This is a genomic window from Vineibacter terrae (assembly GCF_008039615.1).
GTDB lineage: Bacteria > Pseudomonadota > Alphaproteobacteria > Reyranellales > Reyranellaceae > Vineibacter > Vineibacter terrae.
The window spans coordinates 107,812-134,636 of the sequence record NZ_VDUZ01000022.1; the positions used below are offsets into that span (position 1 = coordinate 107,812).

The following is a 26,825-nucleotide window of genomic DNA, read 5'->3' on the forward strand; positions in this document are numbered from 1 at the left end:
CTGCCTCCCTTGAATTCTGCGGCTCACTCGGCTGCCCTCACGAAGGCGGCCTGCAGCTTCTCCAGGACCGCGCTCGCGGTCCCCTCCCGCGGCACCAGCTGGCTTGCGTCCGGCAGCTCGCGCCAGCGATGGCAGGCCGTGGCATGGCCGGCCGGGTCGCCGACCAGGCCGGGCCGCTCGCTGCGGCAGCGGTCGATCGCATGCGGGCAGCGCGTGTGCAGATGGCAGCCCGGCGGCGGCGCGATCGGGCTGGGCACGTCGCCCTGCAGGATCTGCCGGTCACGATGCGCGCCCGGCGACGGCACGGGTATCGCCGACAGCAGGGCCCGCGTGTAGGGATGGCGCGGCGCGGCGAACAGCGCGTCGGCATTGGCCATTTCCACGATCCGGCCCAGGTACATCACCGCGATGCGGTCGGCGATGTGCTTCACGACCGCCAGATCGTGGGAGATGAAGATGTAGCTCAGGCCCAGCCGGCGCTGCAGCGCGCGCAGCAGGTTCAGCACCTGGGCGCGGATCGACACGTCGAGCGCCGAGACCGGCTCGTCGCACACGATCAGCTTGGGCTCGACGGCCAGCGCCCGGGCGATGCCGATGCGCTGGCGCTGGCCGCCGGAGAACTCGTGCGGGTAGCGGCGCGCATGCGCCGGGTCGAGGCCGACAGTGGCCAGCAGCGCGCCGACGCGCTCCTTGCGCCGGTCCGGCGGCACGACACGATGCAGCAGCAGCGGCTCCTCGAGGATCTGGCCCACGGTCATGCGCGGGTTCAGCGACGCGTACGGGTCCTGGAAGATCAGCTGCGCATGGCGGCGCCGGGCGCGCAGCTCGGCCTCGTTGTCGCCGAAGATATCGCGGCCCTCGAAACGCACCGCGCCGGCGGTCGGCTCGATCAGGCGCAGCACGAGGCGTCCGACGGTGGACTTGCCGCAACCCGACTCGCCGACCAGCGCCAGGGTCTCGCCGGCATTGAGGTCGAAGCTGATGCCGTCGACCGCCTTCACGGTGGCCGTCGGCCGCCCCAGTAGCGACCGGCGAGCCACAAAATGCTTCACGAGGCCGTCGACCTGGATCAGCGGAGTCATTGCACGAGGTGCTCCAGAGGCGCTCTCCAGCAGCGCGACATGTGCCCTGCGGCGACCTCGACCGGCGGCGGCGCCTCACGGCGGCAGCGCTCGTCGGCGAACGGGCAGCGTCGCGCGAAGCGGCAGCCGGGCGGCGGCGCCGTCATGTTGGGCACGGTCCCGTCGATGGCGGCCAGCCGGTCGCGTCGCTGGTCGAGCCGCGGGATCGAGCCCAGCAGGCCGACGGTGTAGGGATGCTGCGGCTGCGCGAACAGCGCTGCGACGGGCGCGCGCTCGACCACCTGGCCGGCATACATCACGACGATGTCGTCGCACAGCTCGGCGACCACGCCCAGGTCGTGCGTGATCAGGATGATCGCGGTGCCGGTCTCGGCGCGCAGCCGGCGCATCAGGTCCAGGATCTGCGCCTGGATGGTGACGTCGAGCGCCGTGGTCGGCTCGTCGGCGATCAGAAGCTGAGGGTCGCAGGCCAGCGCCATCGCGATCATCGCGCGCTGGCGCATGCCGCCGGACAGGTGGTGCGGGTAGTCGTCGACCCGCTGCTCCGGCGAGGGGATGCGCACATGGCGCAGCATCTCGATGGCATGGGCGCGGGCTTCGCGCGGCGAGGCGCCGCGATGGCGGATGACGGCTTCGGCGATCTGGTCGCCCACCGTGTAGGACGGGTTCAGCGACGTCATCGGCTCCTGGAAGATCATCGCCAGGCGATCGCCGCGCAGGTCGCGCAAGGTGCGGTCGGCGGCGCGCAGCAGGTCGGTCCCTTCGAACATCACCGAGCCCGACACCCGCGCACTCTGCTTCGGCAGCAGGCCCATGATCGACAGGGAGGTCACGCTCTTGCCGCAGCCCGACTCGCCCACGATGCCCAGGGTGCGGCCGCGCTGCAGCGCGAAGCCCACGCCGTCGACCGCCAGCGTCGTGCGGCCGTCGTCGCCGGCGAAGGCGACGCGCAGGTCATCGACGGCAAGCAGCGGCTCTGTCATGCGGTCTCGGCAGCCTGGCCGGCGGCAATGCCGGCCTCGATGGTGGCGCGGTCGGTCGTGCCGGCGGGATTGCGCCGGCTCGGCATGAACTTGCGGAAATGGACCCAGTGCGCGCGGCTGATCGCCTCGAGCCGCTCCAGCTCGGACAGCGGATCGGCATGATCGTCGACCCGCAGGTCGAGGTCGGCGTATTCTTCTTCGCCATGGATCAGCAGCGCGGCCGACTGCTTGCCGCGCTTGTCGCCACCGGCGGCCTCGCCGGCCTGGAGGGCGGCGATCAGCCGGCGGGCGAAGGGCAGCGCCGCGTTGGCCCGCAGCGCCGCAGCGGTCTGCGCGACCACCTGCGGTCCGGCCAGCATGTTGCCGGCCACCGAGAAGGTTTCATCGACGATATGGCCGCACCAGTCGATGCAGGCCGATCCGGTGTGGGCGGCGATGCGGCCGCTGCCGTCCATGACATGCACCTGCCGGTGGGCCTGCCCGGAATCGGCGTCGGTCAGCAGGCGCACGACGTCGGCTGCCGGCACGCCCTCGCGCAGCAGCGCAAGGCCATGCGTGCCATAGAACGGGTTGACGAGCGCCTGCGTCGCCACGGCGCCGACGCCGGTCATGATGTAGGGGACGCGGGCGCCGACCGCGAAGAAGCGGGTGGCGACGGCGATGCCGAGCGCGCCGGTGGCCGCATCGCGGGCGATGATCGACCATGTCATCGGGCCGCTCCGCTCATCTTCCGGCCGCGTAGCCCTGCATGCCGCGCGGATTGGCGGCTGCGCGGCGCCAGGGATCCTCACGCGATGCCGCCGTCAGGCGGCCTTCCGACCAGTCGTCGCCGACCTCGACGACGTGGCCGCGTTGGCGCAGCGTGTCGATCGTCGCGGCCGGCACGCGGTTCTCCACCACCATCACGCCCGGCCGTGCCGTGCGCGGCCAGAACGAGCCGGGGAAATGCTCGCTGTGCCAGGCGGGCGCGTCGATCGCCTCCTGCAGGTTCATGCCGCAATGGACATGGCGCAGGAAGAACTGCGTGATCCATTGATCCTGCTGGTCGCCGCCAGGAGAGCCCCAGGCGAGATAGGGCTGTCCATCGCGCAGCGCCAGGGTGGGCGTCAGGGTCGTGCGCGGCCGCTTGCCCGGCGCCAGCGAGCCCGGCAGCCCTTCCTCCAGCCAGAACATCTGGGCGCGCGTGCCCAGGGGGAAGCCGAGCTCGGGAATGACCGGCGAGCTCTGCAGCCAGCCGCCGCTGGGCGTCGCGGTGACCATGTTGCCGTCGCGATCGATGATGTCGAAGTGCACGGTATCGCCGGAGGCCTGGCCGAGGCGGCCCACTGTCGGCTCGCCGGCACCCGCCGCGGCGCGCTGGCCGTCGGCACGGCGCAGCGTCACGACACCGCCGAAGCCGTCGATGCGGCCGGGCCGCAGCTCCAGCGATGCCGAGTCGGAAACCAGCTTGCGCCGCTCGGCGTTGTAGGCGTCGGACAGCAGGGTCGCCATCGGCACCTCGACGAAGGCAGGATCGCCGTAGAACGCCTCGCGGTCGGCATAGGCCAGCTTGGCGCATTCGACCTGAAGATGGATGAACGCGGCGCTGGTCGGGTCCATGCCGTCAAGATCGAAGCCCTGCAGCAGGGCGAGCTGCTGCAGCATGGCCGGGCCCTGACCCCAGGGGCCGGTCTTGCAGACGGTGTAGCGTCCATACTGATATGTCAGCGGCGCCTCGACGCTCGCCTGCCAGCGCGCCATGTCGTCGCCGGTCAGGACGCCCTTGTGCGGCCGGCCGCTGACATCCATGACGTCCTGCGTGCGGCAGAAGCGGTCGATCGCCTCGGCGACGAAGCCCTGCGACCAGGTGCGGCGCGCGCGCTCGATCTGCGCAACGCGGTCGGCGCCGGCGCTTTCAGCCTCGCGCGCGATCCGGCCATAGGTCTCGGCGACGGCAGGGTTGCGGAAGAGCGAGCCCGGCTTGGGCACGTCGCCGCGCGGCAGGAACACGGCGGCCGAGGTCTGCCAGTGCGTCTCGAACTGCTCGCGCACCGTGGCGATGGTGGCGCAGGCACGCTCGACGATGGGATGGCCATCGCGCGCATAGCCTATGGCGGGCGCCAGCACGTCGGCCGGCCGCATCGTGCCGTAGTCGCGCAGCAGCAGCATCCATGCGTCGAACGTGCCGGGGACGCAGGCCGCCAGCAGCCCCGTGCCCGGCACCATGTCCAGCCCCTGGCCGCGGTAGTGCGCGATCGTCGCGCCGGCCGGCGCCGGGCCCTGGCCGCAGATCACCTCGGGCCGGCCGCGGCGCACGTCGTGGAGGATGATCGGCACGTCGCCGCCGGGGCCGCACAGATGCGGCTCGACCACCTGCAGCGTGAGCGCCGTCGCGACGGCGGCATCGAAGGCGTTGCCGCCCTTCTCGAGGATCGACATGCCCACGGCCGTGGCGATCCAGTGCGTCGACGTCACCACCCCGAACGTGCCGGTGATCTCGGGCCGGGTGGTGAACGGATTGGGGTTGATGAATTTCATGGGCGTGATGATCCGCGCTGCGGTCAGGGACGGCCGCGGGCCGAACGTTGGCACAGATATGGCGGCCAGCCTAGCAGGCAGCCGCTTCACGAAATGACGATGCGCCGGGCGCCGGCACCCGGGCAGGACACCCGTTCGGCGGCCGATCCGGGACATATCTCGCATCTGCAGCGCAACTCGGCCATAATTCGGCCGTGGGGGCCGCGTTATTGTGGTGTCCGAGGTTCTTCTACGGGACGTGCCATGGCCGATCCGGTCAACATGAGCAACGGTAACCAGGGCGGCAATGAGGAGAGGAAGAGCAATACCGGCCTGAAGGCTGTCGGCTTCGTTGCCGGCGGCATCCTGCTGCTGCTGATCGGTCTGGGGCTGGGCTGGTACTTCTTCTATCGCGTCCAGGTGAATGTCACGGTGCAGGCGCCGCCGCCGCCACCCGCGCCACCCGCGCCCAAGCCTGACCCGGCTGCGGTACGGGCGCTGGAGGACGCCCTGGAGAAGCAGAAGCAGAGCAACAAGGCGATCGAGGACCAGATCGCCAAGCTGCGTGAAGCCTTGCAGGGCAATGTCTGCACCATCACGGATCCGCGCGGGCTGGGCATCACCCCGCCCGGTCCCGGCGGCGGGCCCAGCGGCCCCCAGACGCCGGCGCCGACCACGCCCGGCTCCAAGAGCACGGGGCTCGACCCCAAGATCCCGGGGCGGCCCGAGATCAAGGCCGACCCTGGCCGGACCGAGGCCGGCCGGCAGGAGCCGCCGCCGCCGCCGACCGGCACGCTGGCCGATCTGGTGCCGGTGCTGGAAGGCGCCACTGTCCTGATCCTTGCGCCAAAGACGCAGGGCCTGGGCACGGGCACCGGCTTCTTCGTCGGCCGCGATATCGTGCTGACCAACAACCATGTCGTGAACGACCTTTCGGATGGGAAGGTCTACGTCACCAGCCGCAAGCTCGGCACCGTGCTGGAGGGCGAGGTCGTCGGCGCGATCGGCGGCGGCAACGCCGGCGGCGCCGACTTTGCCGTCGTGCGGGTCGAGCGGGTGCCGGCGCAGATCAAGCCGTTGGGCCTGGGAGTCGAGCCGGCGGCGCTCAAGGAGGTGGTGGCAGCGGGCTATCCCGGCGCCATCCTGCGCAACGACCGTAATTTTCTCGAGCTTCTCAAAGGCGACCCCAGCAAGGCCCCGGAGCTGGTGTTGACCAAGGGCGAGGTCAGCGCCGTCCAGAACCGCGACCGCGGCCTGCCGTCGATCGCCCACACCGCCTCGATATCATCGGGCAATTCCGGCGGTCCGCTGATCGACCGCTGCGGGCGCGTGGTCGGCATCAACACCTTCGTGACGCGCGCCGAAGCCGGACAGGGCGGTGGCTTCGCCATCGGCGCCACCGCCCTCTCCAGGTTCCTGCGCAGCAACAACGTGTCGTTCGACTGGACCGAGGCCGCCTGCACCAAGTGAGCCCTGCCGGCGCCCTATGATCGCGCGCCGGTCGCCTGGTCGATCGCCCGCTCCAGAAGCCGCTTGCGCTGGTTGAGCTCGTCCAGCCGACGCCGTTTCTCGGCGTCGGCCAAGGTCGGGTCGTTGTTCACCTGATTGCCCGAGGCCTGCAGCGCATCGAGGTCGGCGCTGAGGCGGCGCAGCTCGCCAAGATTCTGTCCCCGGGACGCCTCGGCGGAGGCGAGCTTGCCGCGCAGGCGCGCGATGTCGCTGCTGAGCGCTGCGTTCTGGCGCTGCAGCGCGGCGCGCTCGGAGGCGACCTGCTGGCGCTGGGCGCTAGCTTGCGCCGCATCAGCCTGAAGCTGCTGGTTGCGTTGCTGCTCGGCAGCCAGCGTGTCGCGGCGCTGCTGCGTCTGGCTTGCATACTTGCCGCTGCTGAGTCCGCTGACGCCGCCGAAGAAGCCGCCGCGGCTGGGGTCATCGTCCGTGCAGGCCGTCACGCCGAGAAGGGCGGTGGCCACGAGGAACACCTTGCGCATGGGTTGTCTCCGTCTCCGCCTCAGCCGGTCCTGGTGATCGAGATGGCGCTGTTGAGCTCGGCGAGCTGCGCTTCCAGTGCCGCGATCTGCTGGTTGAGGCGGGCGATCTCCGCGTCCATCGCCGCGGTGCTGGCGCCCGGATTTTCCGCCCGCGTGGCGTTGCGCGCCTGGATGTAGTCGCCCAGCCGCTCGCGCAGGCGGCTGATGGTCTGGCGGATATGGCTGGCATCCTGCTCGGCCGTCGCGACCCGCCGGTTGAGGTCGTCCCGGCTGGCCTGGCGGGCGTTGTACTCGGCCCGCAGCCGGGCGAGCTCGGCCTTGTTCTGCGCCACCACGGTGCGGGTGTTGGCGACATAAGCCTCGAGCCTGGCGTTGTCGTTGCGCACGTCGGCGGTCATCGAGTCCAGGCGCTGGTTCTCGTTGACGTACTGCTCCTTCTTCTTGCCCACGTAGTAGCCGGCCCCGCCGCCCAGCAGCGCGCCGGCGCCTGCGCCGATCAGCGCGCCGGCGGCTCGGTTGCGCTTGCCGCCGAGCAGCGCGCCCAGGAGCGCCCCGCCCAGGGCGCCGACCACGGCGCCTTCGCCCACCGTGCGGTTGAAGTCCTGGTTCTGCGCCCGAAGACGGCGCTGCTCCGGCGTCAGATACGGGTCGTTGGCATACGACCCGCCGGCCGCGCAGCCGCCCAGCGTGGCGGCGCACAGCACGGCGGCGATCGCCAGCCGGACGGCGCGGGGGCGGAACAGGGCGTACATGGCGAGCCTCCTTCAGGGCAGCGCGAGAATGTCCTTGAACCAGGCGTCGGGCTGCACGCCGGACGATTTCCGGTAGGCCGACACGTGTGCGGCGACCAGCCTGGCGTAGGGATCCAGGTGGCCGGCGCCGCTCTTCTCGAATTCGAGCTTCAGGGTGCCCAACTGCTGATTGACTGTCGAGTCGTTGAAGTCCTGCGCAATCTGCACCACGGTGTCGGCGTAGTAGCGCAAGTTGCCCTGCAAGGTTCCGTTGAGCTCCTTCAGCCGGGCGTCCAGCGCCGCCACGTTCAGGCCGGCCTGCTTTTGCGTGTCGCGGCTCTTCTGCACCTGGTCGAGGAAGCGGCGGTCGGCGCGAAGCTTGTCGCCGAGGAAGGCGGCCAGTCGCAGCAGGCTGCGGGCGGCGCGGCCGCGCATCGTCGCCTCCTCGTCGATGCGCTTGGCGTACTCGCGCTGCAGGGCCGCCAGCCGGACGCGGATATCGGCGTCGGTGGTGGCCTTGATGATGGTCTGCAGCTCGGCCAGCGGGTCGCCCTGAGCGACATCACCGGTGCGCAGCGCCTCGGCCTTGGGCAACGCTTCCCAGGCCTTCTTCGCGGCCTCCAGCCGGGCCGGCGAGGGGATCACGGGGGCCACCAGCGCGAGCCGGAAGCCGACGGTGGGCACCCGGCGCGGGCCGTTGGCGTCGAACGGCAGCAGCTCGTTGCGGTAGGCCGACCGGACATCGGCTTCCGACGTCTGGTAGTTGCCGCCCTTGATCACGAAGCCGCCGGCCTGGCCGTGCAGGCGCGCCAGCTTGTTGAGCCGGAAGGGATCGAGCACGATCTCGTCGACGTTGCCCAGCATGTCATGCAGGCCCAGCGGATTGGGCTTGAGCGCGCCGACCAGCTGCAGCTCGCCGTTCGACGACCGCTGGCTGCGGAACCAGACATACTTCTCCATGCCGTCCGGCATCGGGAAGGTCTTCTCCTCGAACTCCGACGCCGACACCGCGACGCCGCCGCGGGCGGCGTATTCCCATTCCGCTTCGGTCGGCAGGCGCAGGAAGCCGGGCAGGCCGTCCTCGACCGGCAGCTTGTTCTTGGCGTTCTTCAGCAGCCACTCGGTATAGAGCTGCGCCGCCTGCACGGCATCGAACCACGTCGTGCCCGTCGCCGGCCGCAGGCCGGCCCGCTCCGGCGTGGCGCACGTGCCGGTGATCGCCTTGAGCTGCAGCTCCGTGATCTCGTACTTGGCGAGATAGTAGAAGCGGCGCGTCTTGTCCTTCGGGTCGCCGAAGGCGCCGTCGATATAGTCGTAGCGGCTGCCTTCGGCGAAGGCGAACCGTTCGTCGGTGCCGCCGACCACGATCTTGCGGTCCGCCAGCGCCGATTCGTGCGGCACGTCGATGCGCCGGAACACCATGGCCCCGCCGCAGGGCAACGGCAGCACGAGGTCGCCGGGCGCCGGCTGGGGATTGTAGAAGCGCGCCTCCCAGCGCTGCGGCTGCGGCGCCGGCCCCGGCCGCGGCTGCCCAAGCGCCGGCGCCGCCAGCGCCAGCAGGGCTGCGGTGATGATCGCGGCTGATCGCCGGATGCCGCGCGATCGCGGTCCGATCGGCTGGCCCTGCGGCACGGCATCCCCCGGAACTGCTGGCTGACCCATGTCGACAACTCGCAGCATGGCGGAGAAATGTGAACGAATCGGGGGTGACATCATGGCGATTCGAAGATGCATACGCAGCTCACGGCGGCGTCATCCCGCGACGCATCGCCATGAGCTGCGCTGATCGACGGGGTGGCGACACTTGAGAGTGAGTGTGTGATCATTTTTTGCGATGAACCTGCCTGCGCAGTTCCAGAAATACCAGGAACCTTGTTTTGAACCAGCGATGACAAGGACTTGCGGCTGGCGATTTGTGCGCTGCGCCAGGAGCGCAGTTTGCGGAGTTTTGCCGCCGGTGCCGATGAAGGCGATGCGAGTCGGATCGGACGCCCGCATGCTGTGAACGTCACCGCGTATGTATGTAGCTGCGCCTGTCGGAACAAGAGAACGAAACGCGCCGCCAGCGCGGCAGTTCGCGGTTGCCGAACCGGCATGGCCGCCTACGATGGCCGCGATCAATGGGGCCGCGATCAGCGGGGAGGAAGACGATGGACGCGACGGCGATGCTGAAGGAGTTCTGCGAAGCGGTGGAACGGCGTGACGGGAAGCGCCTCGCGGCGCTCTTCGCCGAGGACGGCGTCTATCACGATGTGTTCTACGGTGCCTTCGCCGGCCGGGGGAAGATCGCCGAGCTGATCGACGACTGGTTCCATCGCACGGCGCGCGATTTCCGCTGGGACATGCATGATCCGCTGTGCGACGGCCGCACGCTCTACGCCTACTACACGTTCAGCTATGTCTCGACCCTGCCCGAGGCCGAGGGCAGGCGTGTCGGCTTCGAGGGCGTGGCGATGATGAAGCTGCGCGACGGCCTGATCCAGGAATACCGCGAGGTCGCCAATGTCGGCCCCGCCTTCGTGGCGCTGGGCTTCGCGCCGGAGCGCGTCTGCAAGATCCTGGCCCGCGAGGGCGAGGCACTCAGCAAGACGCCCAGGATGAAGCGCCACGTCGCGTGAAGCGCGCAGGCGCGCCGCGGCGCGCCTGCGCGCTCGCCTCACGCCGCCTTTTGCTCGTCGGCGACGATGCGGTCGTAGGCCGGCAGCGTCAGGAACTCGCGGAACACCGGCTGCTCGACCAGGTCGATCATCAGCTGGGCAGCGTCCTCGTGGCGGCCGGCGGCATAGGCCGCCTCGCCGATCTGCGCCTTCACCTTGTCGAGCTCCTCGCGCACGATCTGACGCACCAGCTCCTTGGTGATCACCCGGCCGTCGTCGAGCTTCTGGCCATGGCGCACCCACTGCCAGACCTGGGCGCGGCTGATCTCGGCCGTGGCGGCGTCTTCCATCAGGTTGAACAGCGGCACGCAGCCGATGCCGCGCAGCCAGGCCTCGACATAGCCGATGCCCACGGCCACGTTCTGCCGCAGGCCGGCGTCGCTCTTGCCGCCCTGCGGCACCTGCAGCAGGTCGGCGGCGGTGACATGCACGTCCTGGCGCTTGCGCGCGATCTGGTTGGCGTCCTTCATGACCGCGTCGAACTCGGCCTTGGCGATCGCCACCAGCCCGGGATGCGCCACCCAGGTGCCGTCGTGGCCGTCGCCGGCCTCGCGCTTCTTGTCGGCGCGCACCCGCTCCATGGCCGTCTCGTTGGCCGCCGGATCGTTCTTGATCGGGATCTGCGCTGCCATGCCGCCCATGGCGTGCACGTCGCGGCGGTGGCAAGTCTTGATCACGAGCTGGCTGTAGGTGCGCAGGAAGTGCGTGGTCATCGTGACCTCGCCGCGATTGGGCAGCACCGCCCAATCCTGCTCGCGGAACTTCTTGATGAAGCTGAAGATGTAGTCCCAGCGGCCGCAGTTCAGGCCGGCGGAATGCTCCTTCAGCTCCCACAGGATCTCGTCCATCTCGAAGGTGGCGAGGATGGTCTCGATCAGCACCGTGGCCTTGATCGTGCCCTGCGGCACGCCCAGCGTGTTCTGGGCGTGGACGAACACGTCATTCCACAGCCGGGCCTCGAGGTGGCTCTCCAGCTTCGGAAGGTAGAAGTAGGTGCCGGTGCCGTTCTCCAGCCGCTGCTTGGCGTTGTGGAAGAAATACAGGCCGAAATCCAGCAGCGAGCCCGACATCGGCTCGCCGTCGACGATCAGGTGCCGTTCCGGCAGATGCCAGCCGCGCGGCCGCACGAACAGCGTCGCGATCTGCTGGCCCAGGGCATAGGCCTTGCCGGTCGAAGGCTCGGTGAAGTCGATCTCGCGGCGGTTGGCGGCACGCAGGTTGATCTGGCCGTCGAGCATGTTGGTCCAGGTCGGGGTCGAGGCATCCTCGAAGTCGGCCATGAACACGTTGGCGCCGGAGTTCAGCGCGTTGATGATCATCTTGCGGTCGACGGGACCGGTGATCTCCACCCGCCGGTCGAGAATGTCCTTGGGCAGCGACGCCACCGTCCAATCCGACTCGCGGATGCTCCTGGTCTCGGGCAGGAAGTCGGGCTTCTCGCCGCCATCCAGCCGCTTCTGGCGCTCGACACGGGCCGCCAGCAGGGCCTGGCGCGTCGGGTTGAATCGCCGCTGCAGGTCGACGATGAAGGCGAGGGCTTCAGGCGTGAGGATGGTCTCGAAGCCGGGCTTGAGGGCGCCGGCGAGCTCGACGCCTGCGGGAAGCTGAAGAGCCGTCATGGTGGGATTCCTCCGCGCGTCCGGGATGTGCTCCTGGTCGTTTAGCCAATCCCCGCGCCGGGCGCCAGCCACGGCACGGGCGGTGGTCGGCACAGCATCTGCGACCGCGAGGCATAGGCGGTGGTGCCCGGGTCTCGCCGCGCGGCGTTGCTATGGACGAACGGTGCGTTGACCGCCGGATTGCCTGCGCTACCAGCGGGCGAGGAGCGATGACGTCGAGGAGATGGTTGTGAGCGGCCTCGTTCCGGCTATGGTGCGGCGGAAGCCGGGGAGCCGCCGTGTCATGGATGCCGCATATCTTGTCGATTGGCTGAACCTGGCGGGCCGCTGGGCCCACATGATCACCGGCATCGCCTGGATCGGCGCGTCGTTCTACTTCATCTGGCTGGACAACCACCTCGAGGATCCGAAGGTGCCGGCCGACGTCGCCAAGGGCGTCGGCGGCGAGGTGTGGTCGGTCCATGGCGGCGGCTTCTATCACGCGCAGAAGTACAAGGTGGCGCCGCCGGCGCTGCCGCCGGTCCTGCACTGGTTCAAGTGGGAGGCCTACACCACGTGGATCACCGGCATGTTCATGATGTGCCTGGTCTACTACTACGGCGCCGATGTGGCGCTGATCGACCCGCTGGTGCAGGACCTGTCGCATTGGCAGGCGATCGGCATCGGGCTCGCCTTCATCGCCGGCGGCTGGATCATCTACGACCTGCTGTGCCGCTCGCCCCTGGGCCAGGACGATGCGGTGCTGGGCGGCGTGCTGGCGGTGCTGTCGGTGGCGGCCGCCTGGGGGCTGTGCCAGCTCTTCTCCGGTCGCGGCGCCTTCATCCATTTCGGCGCCATGCTGGGCACCATCATGGTCGCCAACGTCTTCTTCGTGATCATCCCCGGCCAAGGCGAGCTGGTGAAGGCCAAGAGGGAGGGCCGCCTGCCCGACCCGAAATGGGGCGCGATGGGCAAGCAGCGCTCGGTGCATAACACCTACTTCACGCTGCCGGTGCTGTTCACGATGATCAGCAACCACTATGGCGGGGTGACCGGCCATGCCTGGAGCTGGGCGATCCTGGTGGCGCTTTCCGCCGCCGGCGCGCTGATCCGCCTGTGGTTCGTGCTGCGGCACAAGGGCAATGCGCCGGCGCTGCCCCTGGCGGCCGGCCTGGCGGTGCTGGCCGGCACGGTCGTGATCGCGGCGCCGCGCGACGAGGTCACGGTCGAGCTGGCCGGCAAGACGGAATTCGCGCAGGTCGCGAAGGTGGTGGCCGAGCGCTGTGCCGTCTGCCATGCGGCAAAGCCGACCCGCGAGGGCTTCGCCGCGCCACCCAAGGGCGTGATGCTGGAGACCCCGGGCCAGATGAAGGCCTATGCGCGGGCCATGCTGCAGCAGGTCTGGCATTCCAAGGCGATGCCGCCGGGCAATGTCACCGAACTCTCGGACGAGGATCGCGCCCTCATCGCGCGCTGGGTCCGCAATGGTGCGCCGCTGCGGTAGTACTTGGAATCACGGGTCGGTGATACACCCGTCATCCCGAGCGCCCCTTCGACAGGCTCAGGAGAGGGATCTCCCGCGAATGGCGCACCGTGCACCTCTCGCAGGAGATCCCTCGCTGCGCTCGGGATGACAGTGGCCAGGAAGGTGCTGATGAGTGTCGGGTCGGGGTTCAGGGCGAAGCGCGGCCTGGTCGCGGTGCTGGTGCTGATCGGCGCAGCGCTCGCCGCGATGCTGGGCGACTGGGGCGCCGGCTCCCCGGCCGGCGGCGGACGCGTTGGCGCGCCGCCGCAGGTGGAGGCCCGTGGCCCCGAGGACCGGGCCTGGGGGCCCGCGGTCGGCTTCGCCAACCGTGATCGGCTCGACGAGCACTACCGCAAGCACGGTGCGGAGTTCGGCGACATCTCGCGGCAGGACTACCTGCGCCAGGCGCAGGCGCTGCGGGATGCGCCGGTCGGCGGACCGATCCTGGAGGCGGTGCGCCGCGACGGCGTGGTCAGCCGCTTCGATCGGCGCAGCGGCGCGTTCATCGCATTCAACTCCAACGGGGTGATCCGCACCTTCTTCCGCCCCAACGATGGCGAGCGGTACTTCCGCCGTCAGCTCGAACGCGACCATTGAGGCCTACGACGATGACCGGAGGGAAGCGGCTGGCGGATCGCATCGCGGCATGGGAGCGCATCGTGGCCGGGGTCGAGGCCGGCTATGCCTACGGCCTCGACGACTGGCTCAATGACATGGATTTGCGTCGCGGCATTGACGAAGCGTTGGACGCGCTGAAGCCGCGAGAACGCCTGCGGAACAAGGTGTCGATCGAGCAGCTGGCGGCGAGCGATGCGCGCTTCCGCAAGGCGACGGCCGCGGCCGGGAAGTGCCTGTGGGGATCGACCGTGGCCGCGCGCGAGGGCTGGCATGCCGACCGGCAATGGTGGTACTTCCGCAAGCCCCGGATCGGCAATGCCGAGCTGGCGCAGGACATCGACGCGGTGGCATGAGCGCGCGACGCGGGCGCGGCACGGAGAAACGAATAAATGCTGGGCAGACGCAGTGTCGCGGTGGCCGGGTTGGCGCTGGCCCTGAGCGCCTGTGCCGATAGCAGCGAGCCGCCCAGGGCGGCAGTGCCGGCGGCGCCAACGCTGACAGCGGATGGGCGCATCATCGTGCGCGGGCAAGGTCTGACCTATGCCATCCGTCCGCCCCAGGGCTGGTCGGCCCGCAGCGTGCGCGGCGCGGACCGGTCGACCAAGTCGATGGTCACGGTTGCCGACATTTCCCCGCCGGGCGGCGTGCCGGCCGTGATCTCGGGCCAGATGCGCACCAAGACCAGCGAGATCAATTCGATCGACAGCTGGATCGAGCGCGTGACGAAGACGCGCCGCGCCACCGACCACGACTTCACGCTGTGGCGCGCCGGGCCGGTGCCGGTCGCGGGCGCGCGCCCCAGCGCGATGCTGGTGCTGGAGAACAGCGAGCCGCCGGAGGGCGAGGGACAGCCGGTGGACCATGAGGCCGTCGTGCTGATCGAGGAGCCCGGCGCCATTGCCGAGATCTTCCTGACGACGAAGACCCGCGAGCTGCTCGACCAGTACCTGTCCACGCTCCGCGTGGTGGCGGCGAGCTATGGACCGGCGATGTGAGCCTTGCGGCATCGCTTCGCGGTGTCGAGCAGGGCTGGTGGTGATCCTCAAGACCTGGATGTGAGCACAATGGTCCAGACCACGCTTGGCAGCGGCAAGATCCTGGTGTCGTGCAACGGCCCGGTGACGACCATCGTCATCAATCGCCCCGAGGTGCGCAATGCGCTGGACAACGAATGTGCGCGGGCGCTGGGCGCGGCGCTGCGTGCCTTCGACGCCGACGAAGCGGCGCGTGTCGCTGTCCTGACCGGCGCCGGCGGCGCCTTCTGCGCCGGCGCCGACCTCAAGCAGCTCGGCGCCGGCGTGGACTATTTCCCGTGGGCTGGCAGCGACGACGGGCCGCTGCGTGCCGCGCTGTCGAAACCCGTGATCGCGGCGGTCGAAGGCCATGCATGCGCCGGCGGGCTGGGCGTGGCGCTGTTCTGCGATATCCGCATCATCGACGACACGGCCGTCTTCGGCGTCTTCTCCCGCCGCTGGGGCGTGCCCATGAGCGACGGCACCACGGTCCGCCTGCCGCGCATCGTCGGCCAGGGGCGGGCGCTCGACATGCTGATCACCGGCTGTCCGATCAAGGCGGATGAGGCGATCGCGATCGGCCTGGCCACCCGCAAGGTGGCGCGCGGCACCACCCGCGCCGAGGCAGAAGCCCTGGCGCAGCAGGTCGCCGGATTTCCGCAGATCGCGCTGCGGTCCGATCGTCGTTCGGCCTATGACAGCTTCGATCATGATACCGAAGCCGCCATCCGGCGCGAGATGGAGCTCTCGCTGGAGGCGCGGCGCGTCGAATCGCAGGTCGGGGCGGCCCGCTTCAGCCAGGGTGAAGGCCGGGGCGGGGCATTCGCGATGCCGGCCGCGCGGCACGGTGGGAACGATCCCGCGCGGACCAATTGACGGCGGAAGCTGTCGAGGGGCGCCGATATAGTGCAGCTCATGTGATGAATGCGGCCGCGTGCCACCGGCCGACAGGACGGCTGGATCCGCGATGGCTGCGCCCCTGACATCGATGACGTTCGCCGACGGCAATATCCTGGCCTCGCGCCGGGTGCCGGTCACGACGATCATTATCAATCGCACCGAAGTCAGGAACGCGCTCGACGTCAAGACCGCGCGCGGGCTGGCAGGCGCCTTCCAGCTCGCAGACGCCGACGAGGAGATCCGGGCCGTGGTCGTGACCGGCGCCGGCGGCGCCTTCTGCACCGGTGCGGACCTCCAGGAGCTGGCAGCGACGGGCGCCTTCTTTCCCTGGGCGGGGAACGACGACGGACTGCTGGCGGCGCCGCTGTCCAAACCGGTCATCGCCGCGATCGAAGGGAGCGCCAGCGCCGAGGGGCTGGGCGTGGCGCTGTTCTGCGATATCCGGATCGTCGACGACTCGGCCAGCTTCAGCGCTGCCTCGCGGCAGTGGGGGTGCCCGATCGGCGATGGCGCCACCGTGCGCCTGCCGCGCCTTGTCGGCCAGGGGCGGGCGCTCGACATGCTGATCACAGGCCGCGTCGTCGGCGCGGACGAGGCGCTCGCCATGGGGCTGGCCAGCCGGAAGGTGGCGCGCGGCACGACCCGGGCCGAAGCTGAAAAGCTGGCGCACCAGGTCGCCGGCCTGCCCCAGGCAGCCCTGCTGGCGGACCGGTGCTCGGCTTATGAGAGCTTCACGCTGGACGGTGCGGCAGCGATCGCCCGCGAGGTGCAACGGGCACGCGCGACCTTCGGACCCGAGGCGCAGGCCGGTATCCGACGGGCGTCGCAGCGTGCGACGGGCGGCATCCGGTTGTTGCGCGCCTGAGGCTGGATAAGGGATCTTCGGAGAAAGCGCACGATTCTCCATGCCCATCACCACTCTGCTGTTCGATGTCGGTGGCCCTCTGGACACCGAGGTCGCATTCGAGCGCGCGATCGATCTTCGGCTGCCCGAAGCGGTGCGCCGGCAAGGAATCGACGTCACGCCCGAAAGCTACGTCGCTGCCTGCGCCTGGGCGGTCGACAGCTTTGCGCCCAATCTCTACCAGGCCGTGGTCTGGCGCCTGTGCGACGGCGACGTCTTTGCCGCCCACCGTGCCTGGGCGCTGCTCGCCGAGGAGATGGGCCGGATCGAATTCGGCGAGCCGCGCGAGGGCATGATCGAGCTGCTGGCCGCGCTGCGCGCCGCGGGCTTCAGCCTTGGGATCGTCGCCAACCAGCCGCTGACCTTGCCCGCGAAGCTGGAGCGTCTGGGCATGGCCGGGCTGTTCGACAGCGCCGACGGCAGCGCCGCGCTGGGGCTGAGCAAGCCCGACCCGCGCCTGTTCCTGGCGGTTTGCGCCCGGCTCGGCGCGGCGCCGGCCGACTGCCTGATGGTCGGTGATCGCATCGACAACGACATTGCGCCTGCCCGCCTGCTGGGCATGCGCACGATCCGCTTCCGCTGCGGTCGCCACGCGGCCCAGGCGCCGCGGACCTGGAGCGAGCTGCCCGATGCCGACGTCGCCACGGTGGATGCGCTCGCGGCCGCGATCGACCGACTGGCAGGATAGGGCTTACAATTCTAGAAGGAAGGTGCCCCGAAGGGGCGGATGGGGGATGTTTGAACGAATTCACTCCATCAACCTGGCTTCGAATCCGTTGCAGCATCCCCCTTCCGGCGCTTCGCGCCACCTTCCCCCTCCGGGCAGGGCTATCGCATATGGCACTATCGGCCGAACCGTCAGAAGACGAACCACAGAGGCACAGAGACACAGCGCAGCCGTTGGCCGCAACCAAATGCGGGGAAAGCGCTTCATGGTGAGCTTGTCGAACCATGAAGCGGCGCACCACTGCCCGTGCGACGCCTTCATGGTTCGACTCACCATGAAGGCTACAAAAATCACCGCGGCTCGCGAAGATTCTTGAAGTCAGTAGTACAGAGGTCACACAGAGGAAGACGCCACCGCGCGCCGAAGGTGCGCAAGCCTTTGTTTCTCTGTGTTGTCTCTGTGCCTCTGTGTCTCTGTGGTTAGCTTTCATGGCGCCATATGCGATCGCCCTACCCCTCCGGGGAAGGGCAAAGTCACACTCTCCAAGCGCAGCGAGGATCTCCTGCGGCAAGGCGCACAGTGCGCTATTCGCAGGAGATCCCTCGCTGCGCTCGGGATGACGGTAAAGTGCGGCGCCGATCCCGGCACCCGCTGCCTCAGCCCGAGCGGAAGACGTTGGCGCGATGCCAGGCCAGGTAGGCGACCTGCCGCTCGCCCTTCACGGCGAGGCGGAAGCCGGGGTCGATGCCCGCCTTGCGCGCCTCTTCGGCCGGCAGGTCGGCCGACAGCAGGAGGGCGCCGTCATCCGCAAAGGCGATCAATCCGGTTATGAACGCGATATGCCATGTCGTCAGCAGGGGCAGGGCGTTGTGGCTGTCCAGCCGCTCCTCGTTCGTGGCACGTGCCCAGGGCTTGATGGCGCAGGTCCGTACCAGGACCTCATGGACCGTGCCGGTGGCGCAGCAGCCGCCGTTCCACAGCGCCAGGACCGATTCGTTGAGGCGGCCGAAGCCGAGGCGCGCCTCGATGAGGTCGTTCTTGGTCTCCTCCGGCAGATCGCCCACGGATATCGCCTCGGCCATGGCCTCGCCGATCGCCTCCGACATGGGGTCGGCGTCGGCACAAAGCGCGATGAGGCGTTCGGCCAGCGCCTCCCCGACGGGATGCACCGATGTGTCCTTTTCGGCGCCATTGGGGTCGAGCGGCGAGCCCATCACGGGCAGCACATCGCGCAGGCGCAGCGTGGTCTCCTCGACCGTCACCGACTGCGGCAGGCCGAAAAAGCTCACCTCCACGATCCGCGCCGCCCGACGCTGGAAGTCGGGCGCCATCTCGATCGCTTCGTCCTGCGGCGGCTTGACTACCGTGAAGACGCCCTCGAGGTCGCCGCCGACAAAGACGAAACCGATGTCCGCCGGGCGCATGTCGCCCGCCGTCGCGTAGCTGGCGCTGGTCTTGCCGAGCTTGTCGCGCCGGGGCACGGCCACGATGCCCTCTTCCTCGAGAAGGATGACATCGTCTTCCTTCTGGTTCAGCCACCAGTACGCCATCGATCATCCTCTCCGGCGCCGGTGCCGGCGGTGCCGGTCACGGCGCCGCCTTGGGTGCCTTCTGTGTGCCCCAATAGCCGAAGAGCGAGCCCGCGACACGCCGAATCTGGATTTCCTCCGAGCCTTCGGTGATGCGATAGCGGCGGTGATGGCGGAAGATGTGCTCGAACGGATGGTGGCGCGAATAGCCGACGCCGCCATGCACCTGCATCGCCCGGTCGGCGGCGTCGCAGACCAGCCGGTTGGCGCGGTAATTGGCCATCGCCACCCAGGGGCTGACATCCATGTGATGCTCGCGGTCGAGATACCACGCCGTCTTGCGCACCAGCCCGCGCGTCATCTCGGCTTCGGTATGCAGCTCGGCGAGCGGGAACTGGATCGCCTGATTGGACGACAGCTTGCGGCCGAACACCATGCGGCGATTGGCATAGGCGACGGAACAGTCGATGCAATATTGCGCCGCGCCCAGGCTCGAGGCGGCCTGGCGGATGCGGTTCTCGTGCACGAAGGTCTGGGCCACGTCCAACCCCATGCCTTCCTCGCCCAGCATGGTCGAGGCCGGGACGGTGACATTGCTGATCGACACCTCGGCATGGTCGCTGGGCATGTTGAAGGTCCACCACATGTGCTCGACCTTGAAGCCTGATGTGGTGACCGGCACCAGGAAGGCGCTGATGCCACGCGCGTCGCCCGGCTTGCCCGAGGTGCGCGCGAAGACGAGGTCGACGGTGGCCGTGTGCATGCCGGTGTTGAAGCGCTTGGCACCGTTGATCACCCAGTCGCCGCCACGCTTCACGGCGGTGGTCTCCATGAAGGTGGCGTCCGAGCCATGGTTGGGCTCGGTGAGGCCGAAGGCGATGCGCTCCTTGCCCGTCAGCATGCCCTCGATGTAGCGCTGCTTCTGCTCCACCGTGCCGAAGCGATGCAGCAGCAGCGCCACCGGGAAGTTGCCGACGATCGAGCTCTCGTTCTGCAGGTCGTTGTGCAGGCCGAGCCCCTTGTGGGCGAGGTGCTCGCGGATGATCGCCATCGCCAGGTTGCTGCCGTCCTTGCCGCCCAGCTCCTTGGGCAGCGCGAAGCGCAGATGGCCCGCCTTGTCGGCGCGCCGGCGCATCTCGGCCAGCAGCGCCTCCCATTCGTGGCGCGGCTGGCCGTCATTGTCCCAGTCGGTGCGGGCGTGCTCGCGGCGATGATCGAAGAAGCGGATATTGTCGTTCTCGCGCTCCAGCGGCCGGATCTCGCGCTCGATGAAGGCATCGAGCTCGGCAAGATAGGCCTTGATGTCGGCGGGGATCTCGAAGTCCATGGCGTCCTCCCGATGAACGATCATTCATGGCGATCCTAGCCGCCGCCCATGCAGGCGGCGAGGCCTGCATTCCGCGTGGCGGGCGCGTGTCCGGCGGGATGACAGCTTCGACAGCCTGACACAGTATCGGCGCATGGATACCGTGATCACAGCCCGCCTGATCCTGCGCCCGCTGATCGAGCGCGATGCGCCGGCCTACGCCGACATCCGCTATCACCCGGAGGTCGCCCGCTGGCTGCCGGCGTCGGCTGGCGGCGATCCCGTCGACAACGCGGCGCGCACCATCGCCTACTTTGCGCAATGCTGGGCGAGCGATGGCCATGGTCCCTGGGGCTTGTTCCTCAAGGAGGGCGATGAAGAGGGCAAGCTGATCGGCCACGGCGGGTTGCGCGTGATCCCCGAGTTCGACGGCCAGACCGAGATCCTCTACGCGCTGCACCCCGAGGCCTGGGGCAAGGGCTACGCCACCGAGCTGGGGCGCGTGTCGCTGCGCTACGGCTTCGAACGCCGTGGCCTGCCGTCGATCTTCGCCATCACCAAGCCCGACAACCATGCTTCGCAGGCGGTGATGACGCGCCTGGGCATGACCTACCGCAAGCGCGTCACCTACAAGGATATCGACGCGGTGTGGTTTGAGATCGAGCGCGGCGGTCCTGAACCGGGCCGTTCCGCCGCGTTGTAAGTATCAAGCCCGGTCGATGCGCGCGGCGTAGCAGCCGGGCGCGGCGTAGTGCACGTGCAGGTAGGCCGCGCGCGGTTCCGCGAACAGCCGCTCGACCGCCTCTTCGAGGTTCCTGCCATCGACCAGCTCGCGGTCGACCATCATGGCGCCGGCGGAGCGGACCGCCAGCATGCGCAGGCGGAGCTGCACGGGCACCTCGTCCACCTTGTCGTAGGTCTCCTCGCCCTTGCGCACGTAGACGGCAAACCGCATGCGGTAGGGCGAATCGACCGCGTGGTGCTCGTAGTTGACCAGCAGCAGCTCGTCGCCCGGCTGCGAGTCGGTCAGGCTGATGCGGCAGGGATAGCCCGGGTCGCGCGCGTCGGCGACGCGGCGCACGGCGCCGACAGCGGCGAGCTCGGCATCGGAGAGCGCGAACAGGTGGCTGAAATGCGCGGCCGGCAGGCCCGTGATTCGAAAGCTCATGGCTGGGTCCCTCGTCTGGATGACGGGCATATGGGACCAGGTCGCGCCGGGCGGCTATCCGGTGCTTGCCGGCAATCCCGCCAGCGGGGAAGCTGCCGGCGGACGCCACTGGAACTTGGCGGCGGGCATCAGGCGATCGAGCAGGGGCACCAGCGGCGTGGCGAGGAACAGCGCCCATACCAGGCCATTGGTGCTGAAGAAGACGTAGGTCCACACGAAAGCGCCAATGGCCACGATCGCGGCGTAGACGAAGCGCATCAGCCGATGATTGGGCGTCGTCATCGGATCGGTGATCATGAAGAACGTGAACAGGATCAGCGCGCCGCTCGACAGCTGGTTCTCCAGCACCGCCCAGCGCGCGCCGAGATAGACGATGCGCAGGGCAAGCAGACCGACATAGATCGCGAGAAAGGCCCAGGCGATGTCGAAGCGCCGTGCGCTGGCCGACACCGTCACGCCGAATGTCGCCACCCATAGCGCCAGCAGCATGTCGCTGCCCCACTGGCCGGGCGAGATCCAGGCGCCGGGCAACAGCAGCAGCGCGATCATCACGCCGAGATTGGCCGGGTTGTAGAGATGCTTGCCGTTCCAGCGGATGACGAACTTGGCGCCGATGGCCAGCATGGCGACCAGCGGATGCACCCACAGCGAATCGGCGCGCACCAGGATGCTGAGCCCGAGGGCGGTGACCGCGGCGCTCAGCAGGCTGTGGCCAGGCAGGCCGGTCAGCCGCGCGCCGGCAAGCTGCGTGAGCAGCGCCGCAGCGAAGGTGAGCACCACCTGCTCGGGCCGCAACGCGAAGTCGCGCGCCAACGCGCCGAACAGCAGGAATGAGCCCAGGAAGCCGATCTGCAGGTAGCGTGCATCGATGGATGTGATGCGCACGCCCAGGCGCGACCGCAAGAATGCGCTACGCCAACGGCGCACCGGCACCGAGCGCCGGGTTGTGGCCGCCGGCATTGTCATGAGCGGCTCCTTCCTCCGGAGGGGCAGGGCGATCGCATATGGCTTCTGTCATCCTGAGCGAAGCGAGGGATCTCGCGCGAATGGCGCAGCGTGCACCTTGCCGCAGGAGATCCCTCGCTGCGCTCGGGATGACGGAAGGTGCGGCCACAGGAGCGAGCCTTCAGCGCGGCGTCACCGCCGGCGCGCGCGATTGCTGCCGGCGGATGTCGTTGATGTCCCAGCCGGTGAGATTGGCCAGCGCCCTGGCCTCGCGGTCCTGGCGCTCGCGCAGGGCCTTCAGGTAGTCCGATGCCGCCTTGCATTTGTCGGGGCTGCCGCGCCAGGGGTGCTGCAGCACGTAGCGGGCCTGGAAGTTCTGGCGGTCCTTGGTCTCCTGGAAGGCGAGATCCTCCGGGAAGCTCTCGGGGGTGTAGCGCACATGCAGGCGCGTCAGCATCACCGGGTTGGCCGCCGATGGCGGCAGCGGCGGGCGGCGGCCCGGCTGCGAGGACGGCGGCGGGCCGCCGTCGGGTGGCAGCCACGAGACGCCGGCGGCGAGCAGCTCCTCGCGCGACAACGGATCGGCGGCGCAGGGATCGCACCAGCTCATGTCCCAGAAATATTCGGTGAAGACCACCTTGTAGTTCTCGCGCCGCGCCTGCTGGTCGAACATCGTCTTGTAGAAATCGGTGAACTGCCTGCCGTCGCGCAGATAGGTCGGCAGCGTCATGTTGGCGGGCAGCTTGACGGTGCGGTAGTTGGTCGACTCGACGCGGCCCTCGCGGCTCAGCACGTAGACGATCAGGTCCTGGGGACCGGTGGCGTTGATCATGCCCAGCCGCATGGGCAGCATGAACTTCTCGCTGTCGAAGCTGAACTGCAGCGGCCGCAGGAACTGCGCGCCGGTCCGCGCCTGCGCCTTGAGGTTCACCTTGGCGACGAAGAACTTCATGCCCTGCAGGATGTAGGGCCGCAGCGCCGGCGCAGCACCGGAGGGGATGCGGTAGCCGTTCTGCACAAGCCATGTCTCCAGCCCGTCCGACTCACGGGCCGAGAGGATGACGATGTCGTATTCGCCGACCGAGAAGCTGTCCTCGACCTTCACCCCCAGCGCATCGGCGCCGCGGCGGCGCACGGTATCGGGCGCGCTGCTGGCCATCGGCGACGGCAGCACGCGCGGCAGGCAGGGATCGTCGTCGAAATACTCCGCCAATCGCGGCGCGGAATAAGCATCGAGGCGGTCGAAGGTCTTCTTCTCGATGACCTTGACCTGGTCGCGGCGCAGCACCACGGGCACCGGCACCACGAGCGCGAAGTCGCTCGGCTCGCCCTTGTAGTCGTTCATCATCGACAACGTCGTGCGCCAGCCGTCGCGGGCCAGGATCACCTGGGATGCTTCGTTGAAGAGCGAGGTGTCGGCCTTGCCGACATAGAAACCGCAGAACGCGGCAGCTTCGGGGACACCACTCAACACGGGTGCAACCGCGATCACCACGGCCACCATCGCGCGTTTGAGCACGATCGACCTCCCTGAACCCTGACGGAACTGTCGCTGTCGAAAGTGGCGCCACTTCATCCGCATTATGGCAGGTTGGTGGCAGCGGCGCGATATCGTCATGCTTCGCGGCGCGGGCGACGACAGTCCGCTTGCACGCGCACGAACGACGCCGCTAGGGTGCCCTCCCTTTCATCCGGTCGGTTCGAGCTCATGCGCGCCCTGGTCTGTCACGAGTATGGCCCCATCGAGGCTCTCAGAATCGAGGTGGTGCCGCCGCCGGCGCTGAAGGCAGGACATGTCCGTGTGGCCGTGCATGCCGGCGGTGTCAGCTTCGCCACGCTGCTGGGGGTGCAGGGCAAGCATCAGAACAAGCCGGTCCTGCCTTACATTCCCGGCAACGAGATGGCGGGCGTGGTCATGGAAGTGGCCGCGGATGTGACGGGCTTCGCGCCCGGTGACCGGGTCACCGGACCGGTGTCCAGCGGCGCGTTCGGCGCCGAGGTGGTGACGCCGGCCGGCAACCTGTACCGCATCCCCGATACCCTCGATTTCGCCGCCGCCACGAGCTTTCCGACGCTGTATCCCACGGCCTATGGCGCGCTGCGCTGGAAGGCGAAGATGGCGCCGGGCGAAACGCTGCTGGTGCATGGCGCGGGCGGCGGCTCGGGCCTGACGGCGGTCGAGGTCGGCAAGGCGATGGGCGCCACCGTGATCGCGACGGCCGGCGGCGCCGACAAGCTGGCGGTGGCGCGCGCGCACGGCGCCGATCATCTGGTCGATTCGCGACGCGAGGATATCCGGGCCCGCGTGCTGGAGATCACCTCGGGCCGTGGCGCCGACGTGATCTACGACCCGGTGGGTGGCGAGATCTTCGAGCAGTCGCTGCGCTGCGTGGCGGTCGAGGGCCGCATCATTCCGATGGGCTTCGCCAGCGGCAAGATCCCGCAGATTCCGGCCAACATCCTGCTGGTCAAGAACATCACGGTCATCGGCTTCTACTACGGCTACTACAATGGCTGGGGCCGTCCCGGCGAGGTCGTCGACCCGGTCGAGATCGCCCGTCGGCGTGCGCTGGTGCAGGACGCGCTGGCCGAGATGTTCGGCTGGTTCGAGCAGGGCAAGCTCAAGGCGCGCGTTGCCGGCATCTTCCCGCTCGACAGGTGGGTGCAGGCATTTCAGCTGATTTCGGACCGCACGGTCGTCGGCAAGGCGGCGCTCGATCCCACGCGCTAGGATTAGCGCCGGACCGCCGCGACATCGATATGAAGGAGACAGGTATGGCATCGCTGCGCAACATCCTCGGTCCGCTCGCGGTGTCGCTTGCGCTGGCCGCCTGCGCCGCCGGCACGACGCCGACGGCGCAAGGACCGAGCCGCGGCGGCTGGAGCCAGACGGATGGCCGGATCGCGGTGACCGAGCCCGGCGTGCTCGGCTACTCCGTCACGATCCCGGGCGCGTGGGCCGTGGCGCCGGGAGCGCCGGCGGGGCAGGCCGCCACCCAGATCGCGCCGCGCGACGGTGGCTCGGTGGCCGAGATCGGCATCACGCGGTTCGTGGCCGGCGAGACGCCGGAGCGCACCGCCTTGCGGCTGGCGCAGCGGACGGTGTCGACGACGGACACAGCGCAATTGCCCACGGCCCTGGCGCCGATCCCGCTGCAAAGCGGCGGTGGCCGGCGGGCGCAGGTCTATTCGGTGCCGCAACGCTCGACGGAGCGCGTGGTCGTGGTGGCGCTCATCGCCGAGTCGGGAGTCTGGGCCTACCAGATCCTCAACGCCTCTTCACGCACGGCCTATGACCGCAGCATGCCGCTGATGCGCAACATCGTGGCGTCCTACAGACCGGAGCCCCGGTAGCGTCGTTCCCTCTCCCGCAGGCGGGGGAGGGAGGGGCCCATCACGCGAAGCGTGATGGGAGGGTGAGGGTCCAAGGAGGAGATGCCTCGTGTGAAGCCCTCACCTCGGCATATCGGCCGACGGCCGATATGCCTGACCGGACGCTTCGCGTCCGTCGACCTCTCCCGCTTGCGGGAGAGGTGAAAACAGGGAGTCCTGAATGTCCTATCGCTCAGTCTTCCGGCCGGGCTTGTTCGCCGGTCAGACGATCATCGTCACGGGCGGTGGCAGCGGCCTGGGGCGCTGCACGGCACATGAGCTGAAGGCCCTGGGCGCGCGCCTGGCGCTGATCGGGCGCACGATGTCCAAGCTCGAGGCGGTGAGGGAGGAGCTGGGCGGCGGCGGCGATGTCTTCTGCACCACGGCCGATCTGCGCGAGGAGGACCAGGTCAGGGCCGCGGTTTCCGGCGTGCTCGACTGGAGCGGCCGGATCGATGGTCTGGTCAACAACGCCGGCGGCCAGTTCCCGGCGCCGCTGCGCGACATCTCGGCCAATGGCTGGAACGCGGTCGTGCGCAACAACATGACCGCGACGTTCCTGGTGTCGCGCGAGGTCTATCTGCGGTGGATGGAGAAGAACGGCGGCGCCATCGTCAATGTCGGCGCTGATTACGAGCTGGGCATGCCCGGCATGGGCCATAACGGTGCCGCGCGCGCCGGACAGGCCGCGTTCACCTGGACGGCGTCGGTCGAATGGGCCGTCTCGGGCGTGCGCGTCAACCTGGTGGTGCCGGGCTTCATCGCCTCGGCCGGCCTCGACCGGTACCCGGCCAGCGCCGCGGGCGTCCTGCGCGGCGTCAAGAAGCGGGTGCCGCTCAAGCGGCACGGCACCGAGTCGGAGATCTCGGCCGCCATCGTGTTCCTGCTGTCCGAAGCGGCGTCCTACATCACCGGCGCCATGATCCGCATCGATGGCGGGCTGCACAACAACGCGCGCTCGTCGTTCTTCGACGTGCCCGACCACGAGCGTTCGCAGCCCTATAACGGCTTCCCGCTCTACAAGCCACCCGCCGTGCTCGACGAGTAGGCGCCTCTGTCGTCAGTCTCCTCGCCCCGCGAGAGCGGGGAGAGGAAGGAGCCCATGCCGAAGGCATGGGAAGGTGAGGGGTAAGAACGATCAGGTCGTGCCCGCGAAGGCAGAGACTGGACGATCGTACCCCTCACCCTCCCATCGGGCCTTGCCCGATGGGCCCCTTGTACAGACCGATTAGATCGGTGACGGAATAGACCGGATACATCGGTAACAGTTTTGGCATGGAGGTGAGCATGCCGTGGCTGGAGACCGATGCGATGAAGGAGCGTAGGCGAGTGGTGCTGGATTG

At 68.9% G+C, this 26,825-nt stretch carries 26 protein-coding genes; 13 read left to right on the forward strand and 13 right to left on the reverse strand.

Translation table 11 applies throughout. The features are described from left to right. Positions 1-23 precede the first annotated feature (23 nt). From FHP25_RS19695 to FHP25_RS19710, 4 genes are read right to left on the reverse strand one after another with little or no spacing between them, the layout of a single operon-like run. Positions 24-1,082: an ABC transporter ATP-binding protein gene (locus tag FHP25_RS19695; RefSeq protein WP_147848661.1), complete on the reverse strand. Its 1,059-nt coding sequence runs from the start codon at positions 1,080-1,082 to the stop codon at positions 24-26. After that, positions 1,079-2,065: an ABC transporter ATP-binding protein gene (locus FHP25_RS19700; protein WP_147848662.1), complete on the reverse strand. Its 987-nt coding sequence runs from the start codon at positions 2,063-2,065 to the stop codon at positions 1,079-1,081. Before FHP25_RS19700 ends, FHP25_RS19695 begins: the two co-directional genes overlap by 4 nt. Beyond that, the gene (locus FHP25_RS19705) at positions 2,062-2,775 is read right to left on the reverse strand and encodes a DUF1028 domain-containing protein (protein ID WP_147848663.1); all 714 of its coding nucleotides are present in this window, start codon (positions 2,773-2,775) and stop codon (positions 2,062-2,064) included. Before FHP25_RS19705 ends, FHP25_RS19700 begins: the two co-directional genes overlap by 4 nt. A gap of 13 nt (positions 2,776-2,788) precedes the next feature. Continuing rightward, a complete protein-coding gene (locus tag FHP25_RS19710) occupies positions 2,789-4,582 on the reverse strand; it encodes a gamma-glutamyltransferase family protein (protein WP_147848664.1) in 1,794 nt (597 codons plus the stop codon). 243 nt (positions 4,583-4,825) lie between these two features. On the opposite strand from FHP25_RS19710, the gene FHP25_RS19715 reads away from it, so the two are divergent. After that, positions 4,826-6,031, forward strand: a complete 1,206-nt coding sequence (locus FHP25_RS19715; RefSeq protein WP_147848665.1) for a S1C family serine protease — start codon at positions 4,826-4,828, stop codon at positions 6,029-6,031. Positions 6,032-6,045: 14 nt separating this feature from the next. On the opposite strand, the gene FHP25_RS19720 is transcribed toward FHP25_RS19715, so the two are convergent. Genes FHP25_RS19720 through FHP25_RS19730 form a run of 3 tightly spaced genes read right to left on the reverse strand, consistent with a single transcriptional unit; the run spans position 6,046 to position 8,942 of the window. Continuing rightward, complete coding sequence (locus tag FHP25_RS19720) at positions 6,046-6,549, reverse strand: hypothetical protein (protein WP_147848666.1); 504 nt, start codon at positions 6,547-6,549, stop codon at positions 6,046-6,048. A gap of 20 nt (positions 6,550-6,569) precedes the next feature. Continuing rightward, entirely contained in the window at positions 6,570-7,301 is a 732-nt protein-coding gene (locus tag FHP25_RS19725; RefSeq protein ID WP_147848667.1) for a YMGG-like glycine zipper-containing protein, read from the reverse strand. 12 nt (positions 7,302-7,313) lie between these two features. After that, positions 7,314-8,942: a formylglycine-generating enzyme family protein gene (locus tag FHP25_RS19730; protein WP_147848668.1), complete on the reverse strand. Its 1,629-nt coding sequence runs from the start codon at positions 8,940-8,942 to the stop codon at positions 7,314-7,316. A gap of 488 nt (positions 8,943-9,430) precedes the next feature. On the opposite strand from FHP25_RS19730, the gene FHP25_RS19740 reads away from it, so the two are divergent. Next, entirely contained in the window at positions 9,431-9,898 is a 468-nt protein-coding gene (locus tag FHP25_RS19740) for a nuclear transport factor 2 family protein (protein ID WP_147848670.1), read from the forward strand. A gap of 38 nt (positions 9,899-9,936) precedes the next feature. On the opposite strand, the gene aceB is transcribed toward FHP25_RS19740, so the two are convergent. Continuing rightward, positions 9,937-11,556: a malate synthase A gene (aceB, locus tag FHP25_RS19745; protein WP_147848671.1), complete on the reverse strand. Its 1,620-nt coding sequence runs from the start codon at positions 11,554-11,556 to the stop codon at positions 9,937-9,939. A 283-nt stretch (positions 11,557-11,839) separates the two neighbouring features. On the opposite strand from aceB, the gene FHP25_RS19750 reads away from it, so the two are divergent. The 7 genes from FHP25_RS19750 to FHP25_RS19780 all read left to right on the forward strand — a co-directional run bounded on the left by FHP25_RS19750 (position 11,840) and on the right by FHP25_RS19780 (position 17,183). Beyond that, entirely contained in the window at positions 11,840-13,039 is a 1,200-nt protein-coding gene (locus FHP25_RS19750) for a urate hydroxylase PuuD (protein ID WP_147848672.1), read from the forward strand. Between the two features lie 150 nt (positions 13,040-13,189). Continuing rightward, the gene (locus FHP25_RS19755) at positions 13,190-13,657 is read left to right on the forward strand and encodes a hypothetical protein (protein ID WP_147848673.1); all 468 of its coding nucleotides are present in this window, start codon (positions 13,190-13,192) and stop codon (positions 13,655-13,657) included. An 11-nt stretch (positions 13,658-13,668) separates the two neighbouring features. Further along, positions 13,669-14,031 (forward strand): hypothetical protein, encoded by a 363-nt coding sequence (locus FHP25_RS19760; protein WP_147848674.1) that lies wholly within the window; start codon positions 13,669-13,671, stop codon positions 14,029-14,031. A gap of 36 nt (positions 14,032-14,067) precedes the next feature. Then, complete coding sequence (locus FHP25_RS19765) at positions 14,068-14,673, forward strand: hypothetical protein (protein ID WP_147848675.1); 606 nt, start codon at positions 14,068-14,070, stop codon at positions 14,671-14,673. Between the two features lie 69 nt (positions 14,674-14,742). Beyond that, positions 14,743-15,567, forward strand: coding sequence for a crotonase/enoyl-CoA hydratase family protein (locus FHP25_RS19770; RefSeq protein ID WP_147848676.1), 825 nt, complete (start codon positions 14,743-14,745; stop codon positions 15,565-15,567). A gap of 91 nt (positions 15,568-15,658) precedes the next feature. Then, positions 15,659-16,456 (forward strand): enoyl-CoA hydratase-related protein, encoded by a 798-nt coding sequence (locus FHP25_RS19775; RefSeq protein WP_218578461.1) that lies wholly within the window; start codon positions 15,659-15,661, stop codon positions 16,454-16,456. 40 nt (positions 16,457-16,496) lie between these two features. Beyond that, complete coding sequence (locus FHP25_RS19780) at positions 16,497-17,183, forward strand: HAD family hydrolase (protein WP_147848677.1); 687 nt, start codon at positions 16,497-16,499, stop codon at positions 17,181-17,183. A gap of 635 nt (positions 17,184-17,818) precedes the next feature. Here FHP25_RS19780 and FHP25_RS19785 read toward each other — a convergent pair. Both FHP25_RS19785 and FHP25_RS19790 read right to left on the reverse strand, forming a co-directional pair. Beyond that, positions 17,819-18,712 carry an HNH endonuclease gene (locus tag FHP25_RS19785; protein WP_147848678.1) on the reverse strand — a complete coding sequence of 298 codons (894 nt, stop codon included), beginning with the start codon at positions 18,710-18,712 and terminating at the stop codon, positions 17,819-17,821. A 37-nt stretch (positions 18,713-18,749) separates the two neighbouring features. Beyond that, positions 18,750-20,018: an acyl-CoA dehydrogenase family protein gene (locus FHP25_RS19790; protein ID WP_147848679.1), complete on the reverse strand. Its 1,269-nt coding sequence runs from the start codon at positions 20,016-20,018 to the stop codon at positions 18,750-18,752. Between the two features lie 133 nt (positions 20,019-20,151). Between FHP25_RS19790 and FHP25_RS19795 the strand changes: the two genes are divergently transcribed. Beyond that, positions 20,152-20,700 (forward strand): GNAT family N-acetyltransferase, encoded by a 549-nt coding sequence (locus tag FHP25_RS19795; RefSeq protein ID WP_147848680.1) that lies wholly within the window; start codon positions 20,152-20,154, stop codon positions 20,698-20,700. Between the two features lie 3 nt (positions 20,701-20,703). Here FHP25_RS19795 and FHP25_RS19800 read toward each other — a convergent pair whose 3' ends face one another. The 3 genes from FHP25_RS19800 to FHP25_RS19810 all read right to left on the reverse strand — a co-directional run bounded on the left by FHP25_RS19800 (position 20,704) and on the right by FHP25_RS19810 (position 23,629). After that, entirely contained in the window at positions 20,704-21,165 is a 462-nt protein-coding gene (locus FHP25_RS19800) for a DUF1203 domain-containing protein (RefSeq protein WP_147848681.1), read from the reverse strand. A 54-nt stretch (positions 21,166-21,219) separates the two neighbouring features. Further along, entirely contained in the window at positions 21,220-22,131 is a 912-nt protein-coding gene (locus FHP25_RS19805) for an RnfABCDGE type electron transport complex subunit D (RefSeq protein WP_147848682.1), read from the reverse strand. Positions 22,132-22,291: 160 nt separating this feature from the next. Then, the gene (locus tag FHP25_RS19810; protein WP_218578462.1) at positions 22,292-23,629 is read right to left on the reverse strand and encodes a DUF2330 domain-containing protein; all 1,338 of its coding nucleotides are present in this window, start codon (positions 23,627-23,629) and stop codon (positions 22,292-22,294) included. A gap of 189 nt (positions 23,630-23,818) precedes the next feature. Here FHP25_RS19810 and FHP25_RS19815 point away from each other — a divergent pair, with 189 nt between their 5' ends. From FHP25_RS19815 to FHP25_RS19825, 3 genes are all read left to right on the forward strand, one after another. Next, a complete protein-coding gene (locus FHP25_RS19815) occupies positions 23,819-24,841 on the forward strand; it encodes an NADPH:quinone oxidoreductase family protein (protein ID WP_147848683.1) in 1,023 nt (340 codons plus the stop codon). A gap of 44 nt (positions 24,842-24,885) precedes the next feature. Continuing rightward, positions 24,886-25,464 (forward strand): hypothetical protein, encoded by a 579-nt coding sequence (locus FHP25_RS19820; protein WP_147848684.1) that lies wholly within the window; start codon positions 24,886-24,888, stop codon positions 25,462-25,464. A 199-nt stretch (positions 25,465-25,663) separates the two neighbouring features. Next, positions 25,664-26,530, forward strand: a complete 867-nt coding sequence (locus FHP25_RS19825; protein ID WP_147848685.1) for an SDR family oxidoreductase — start codon at positions 25,664-25,666, stop codon at positions 26,528-26,530. Positions 26,531-26,825 lie beyond the last annotated feature (295 nt).

Bases quoted from the DNA above. Each gene is read 5' to 3' on its own strand.
- FHP25_RS19715 (WP_147848665.1), top strand. From the start codon at position 4,826: ATGGCCGATCCGGTCAACATGAGCAACGGTAACCAGGGCGGCAATGAG.
- FHP25_RS19820 (WP_147848684.1), top strand. From the start codon at position 24,886: ATGGCATCGCTGCGCAACATCCTCGGTCCGCTCGCGGTGTCGCTTGCG.
- FHP25_RS19705 (WP_147848663.1), bottom strand. From the start codon at position 2,775: ATGACATGGTCGATCATCGCCCGCGATGCGGCCACCGGCGCGCTCGGC.
- FHP25_RS19730 (WP_147848668.1), bottom strand. From the start codon at position 8,942: ATGGGTCAGCCAGCAGTTCCGGGGGATGCCGTGCCGCAGGGCCAGCCG.
- FHP25_RS19710 (WP_147848664.1), bottom strand. From the start codon at position 4,582: ATGAAATTCATCAACCCCAATCCGTTCACCACCCGGCCCGAGATCACC.
- FHP25_RS19760 (WP_147848674.1), top strand. From the start codon at position 13,669: ATGACCGGAGGGAAGCGGCTGGCGGATCGCATCGCGGCATGGGAGCGC.
- FHP25_RS19700 (WP_147848662.1), bottom strand. From the start codon at position 2,065: ATGACAGAGCCGCTGCTTGCCGTCGATGACCTGCGCGTCGCCTTCGCC.
- FHP25_RS19740 (WP_147848670.1), top strand. From the start codon at position 9,431: ATGGACGCGACGGCGATGCTGAAGGAGTTCTGCGAAGCGGTGGAACGG.
- FHP25_RS19785 (WP_147848678.1), bottom strand. From the start codon at position 18,712: ATGGCGTACTGGTGGCTGAACCAGAAGGAAGACGATGTCATCCTTCTC.
- FHP25_RS19725 (WP_147848667.1), bottom strand. From the start codon at position 7,301: ATGTACGCCCTGTTCCGCCCCCGCGCCGTCCGGCTGGCGATCGCCGCC.
- FHP25_RS19805 (WP_147848682.1), bottom strand. From the start codon at position 22,131: ATGACAATGCCGGCGGCCACAACCCGGCGCTCGGTGCCGGTGCGCCGT.
- FHP25_RS19780 (WP_147848677.1), top strand. From the start codon at position 16,497: ATGCCCATCACCACTCTGCTGTTCGATGTCGGTGGCCCTCTGGACACC.
- FHP25_RS19815 (WP_147848683.1), top strand. From the start codon at position 23,819: ATGCGCGCCCTGGTCTGTCACGAGTATGGCCCCATCGAGGCTCTCAGA.
- FHP25_RS19755 (WP_147848673.1), top strand. From the start codon at position 13,190: ATGAGTGTCGGGTCGGGGTTCAGGGCGAAGCGCGGCCTGGTCGCGGTG.
- FHP25_RS19795 (WP_147848680.1), top strand. From the start codon at position 20,152: ATGGATACCGTGATCACAGCCCGCCTGATCCTGCGCCCGCTGATCGAG.
- FHP25_RS19695 (WP_147848661.1), bottom strand. From the start codon at position 1,082: ATGACTCCGCTGATCCAGGTCGACGGCCTCGTGAAGCATTTTGTGGCT.
- FHP25_RS19825 (WP_147848685.1), top strand. From the start codon at position 25,664: ATGTCCTATCGCTCAGTCTTCCGGCCGGGCTTGTTCGCCGGTCAGACG.
- FHP25_RS19720 (WP_147848666.1), bottom strand. From the start codon at position 6,549: ATGCGCAAGGTGTTCCTCGTGGCCACCGCCCTTCTCGGCGTGACGGCC.
- FHP25_RS19770 (WP_147848676.1), top strand. From the start codon at position 14,743: ATGGTCCAGACCACGCTTGGCAGCGGCAAGATCCTGGTGTCGTGCAAC.
- FHP25_RS19765 (WP_147848675.1), top strand. From the start codon at position 14,068: ATGCTGGGCAGACGCAGTGTCGCGGTGGCCGGGTTGGCGCTGGCCCTG.
- FHP25_RS19790 (WP_147848679.1), bottom strand. From the start codon at position 20,018: ATGGACTTCGAGATCCCCGCCGACATCAAGGCCTATCTTGCCGAGCTC.
- FHP25_RS19800 (WP_147848681.1), bottom strand. From the start codon at position 21,165: ATGAGCTTTCGAATCACGGGCCTGCCGGCCGCGCATTTCAGCCACCTG.
- FHP25_RS19750 (WP_147848672.1), top strand. From the start codon at position 11,840: ATGGATGCCGCATATCTTGTCGATTGGCTGAACCTGGCGGGCCGCTGG.
- aceB (WP_147848671.1), bottom strand. From the start codon at position 11,556: ATGACGGCTCTTCAGCTTCCCGCAGGCGTCGAGCTCGCCGGCGCCCTC.
- FHP25_RS19775 (WP_218578461.1), top strand. From the start codon at position 15,659: ATGGCTGCGCCCCTGACATCGATGACGTTCGCCGACGGCAATATCCTG.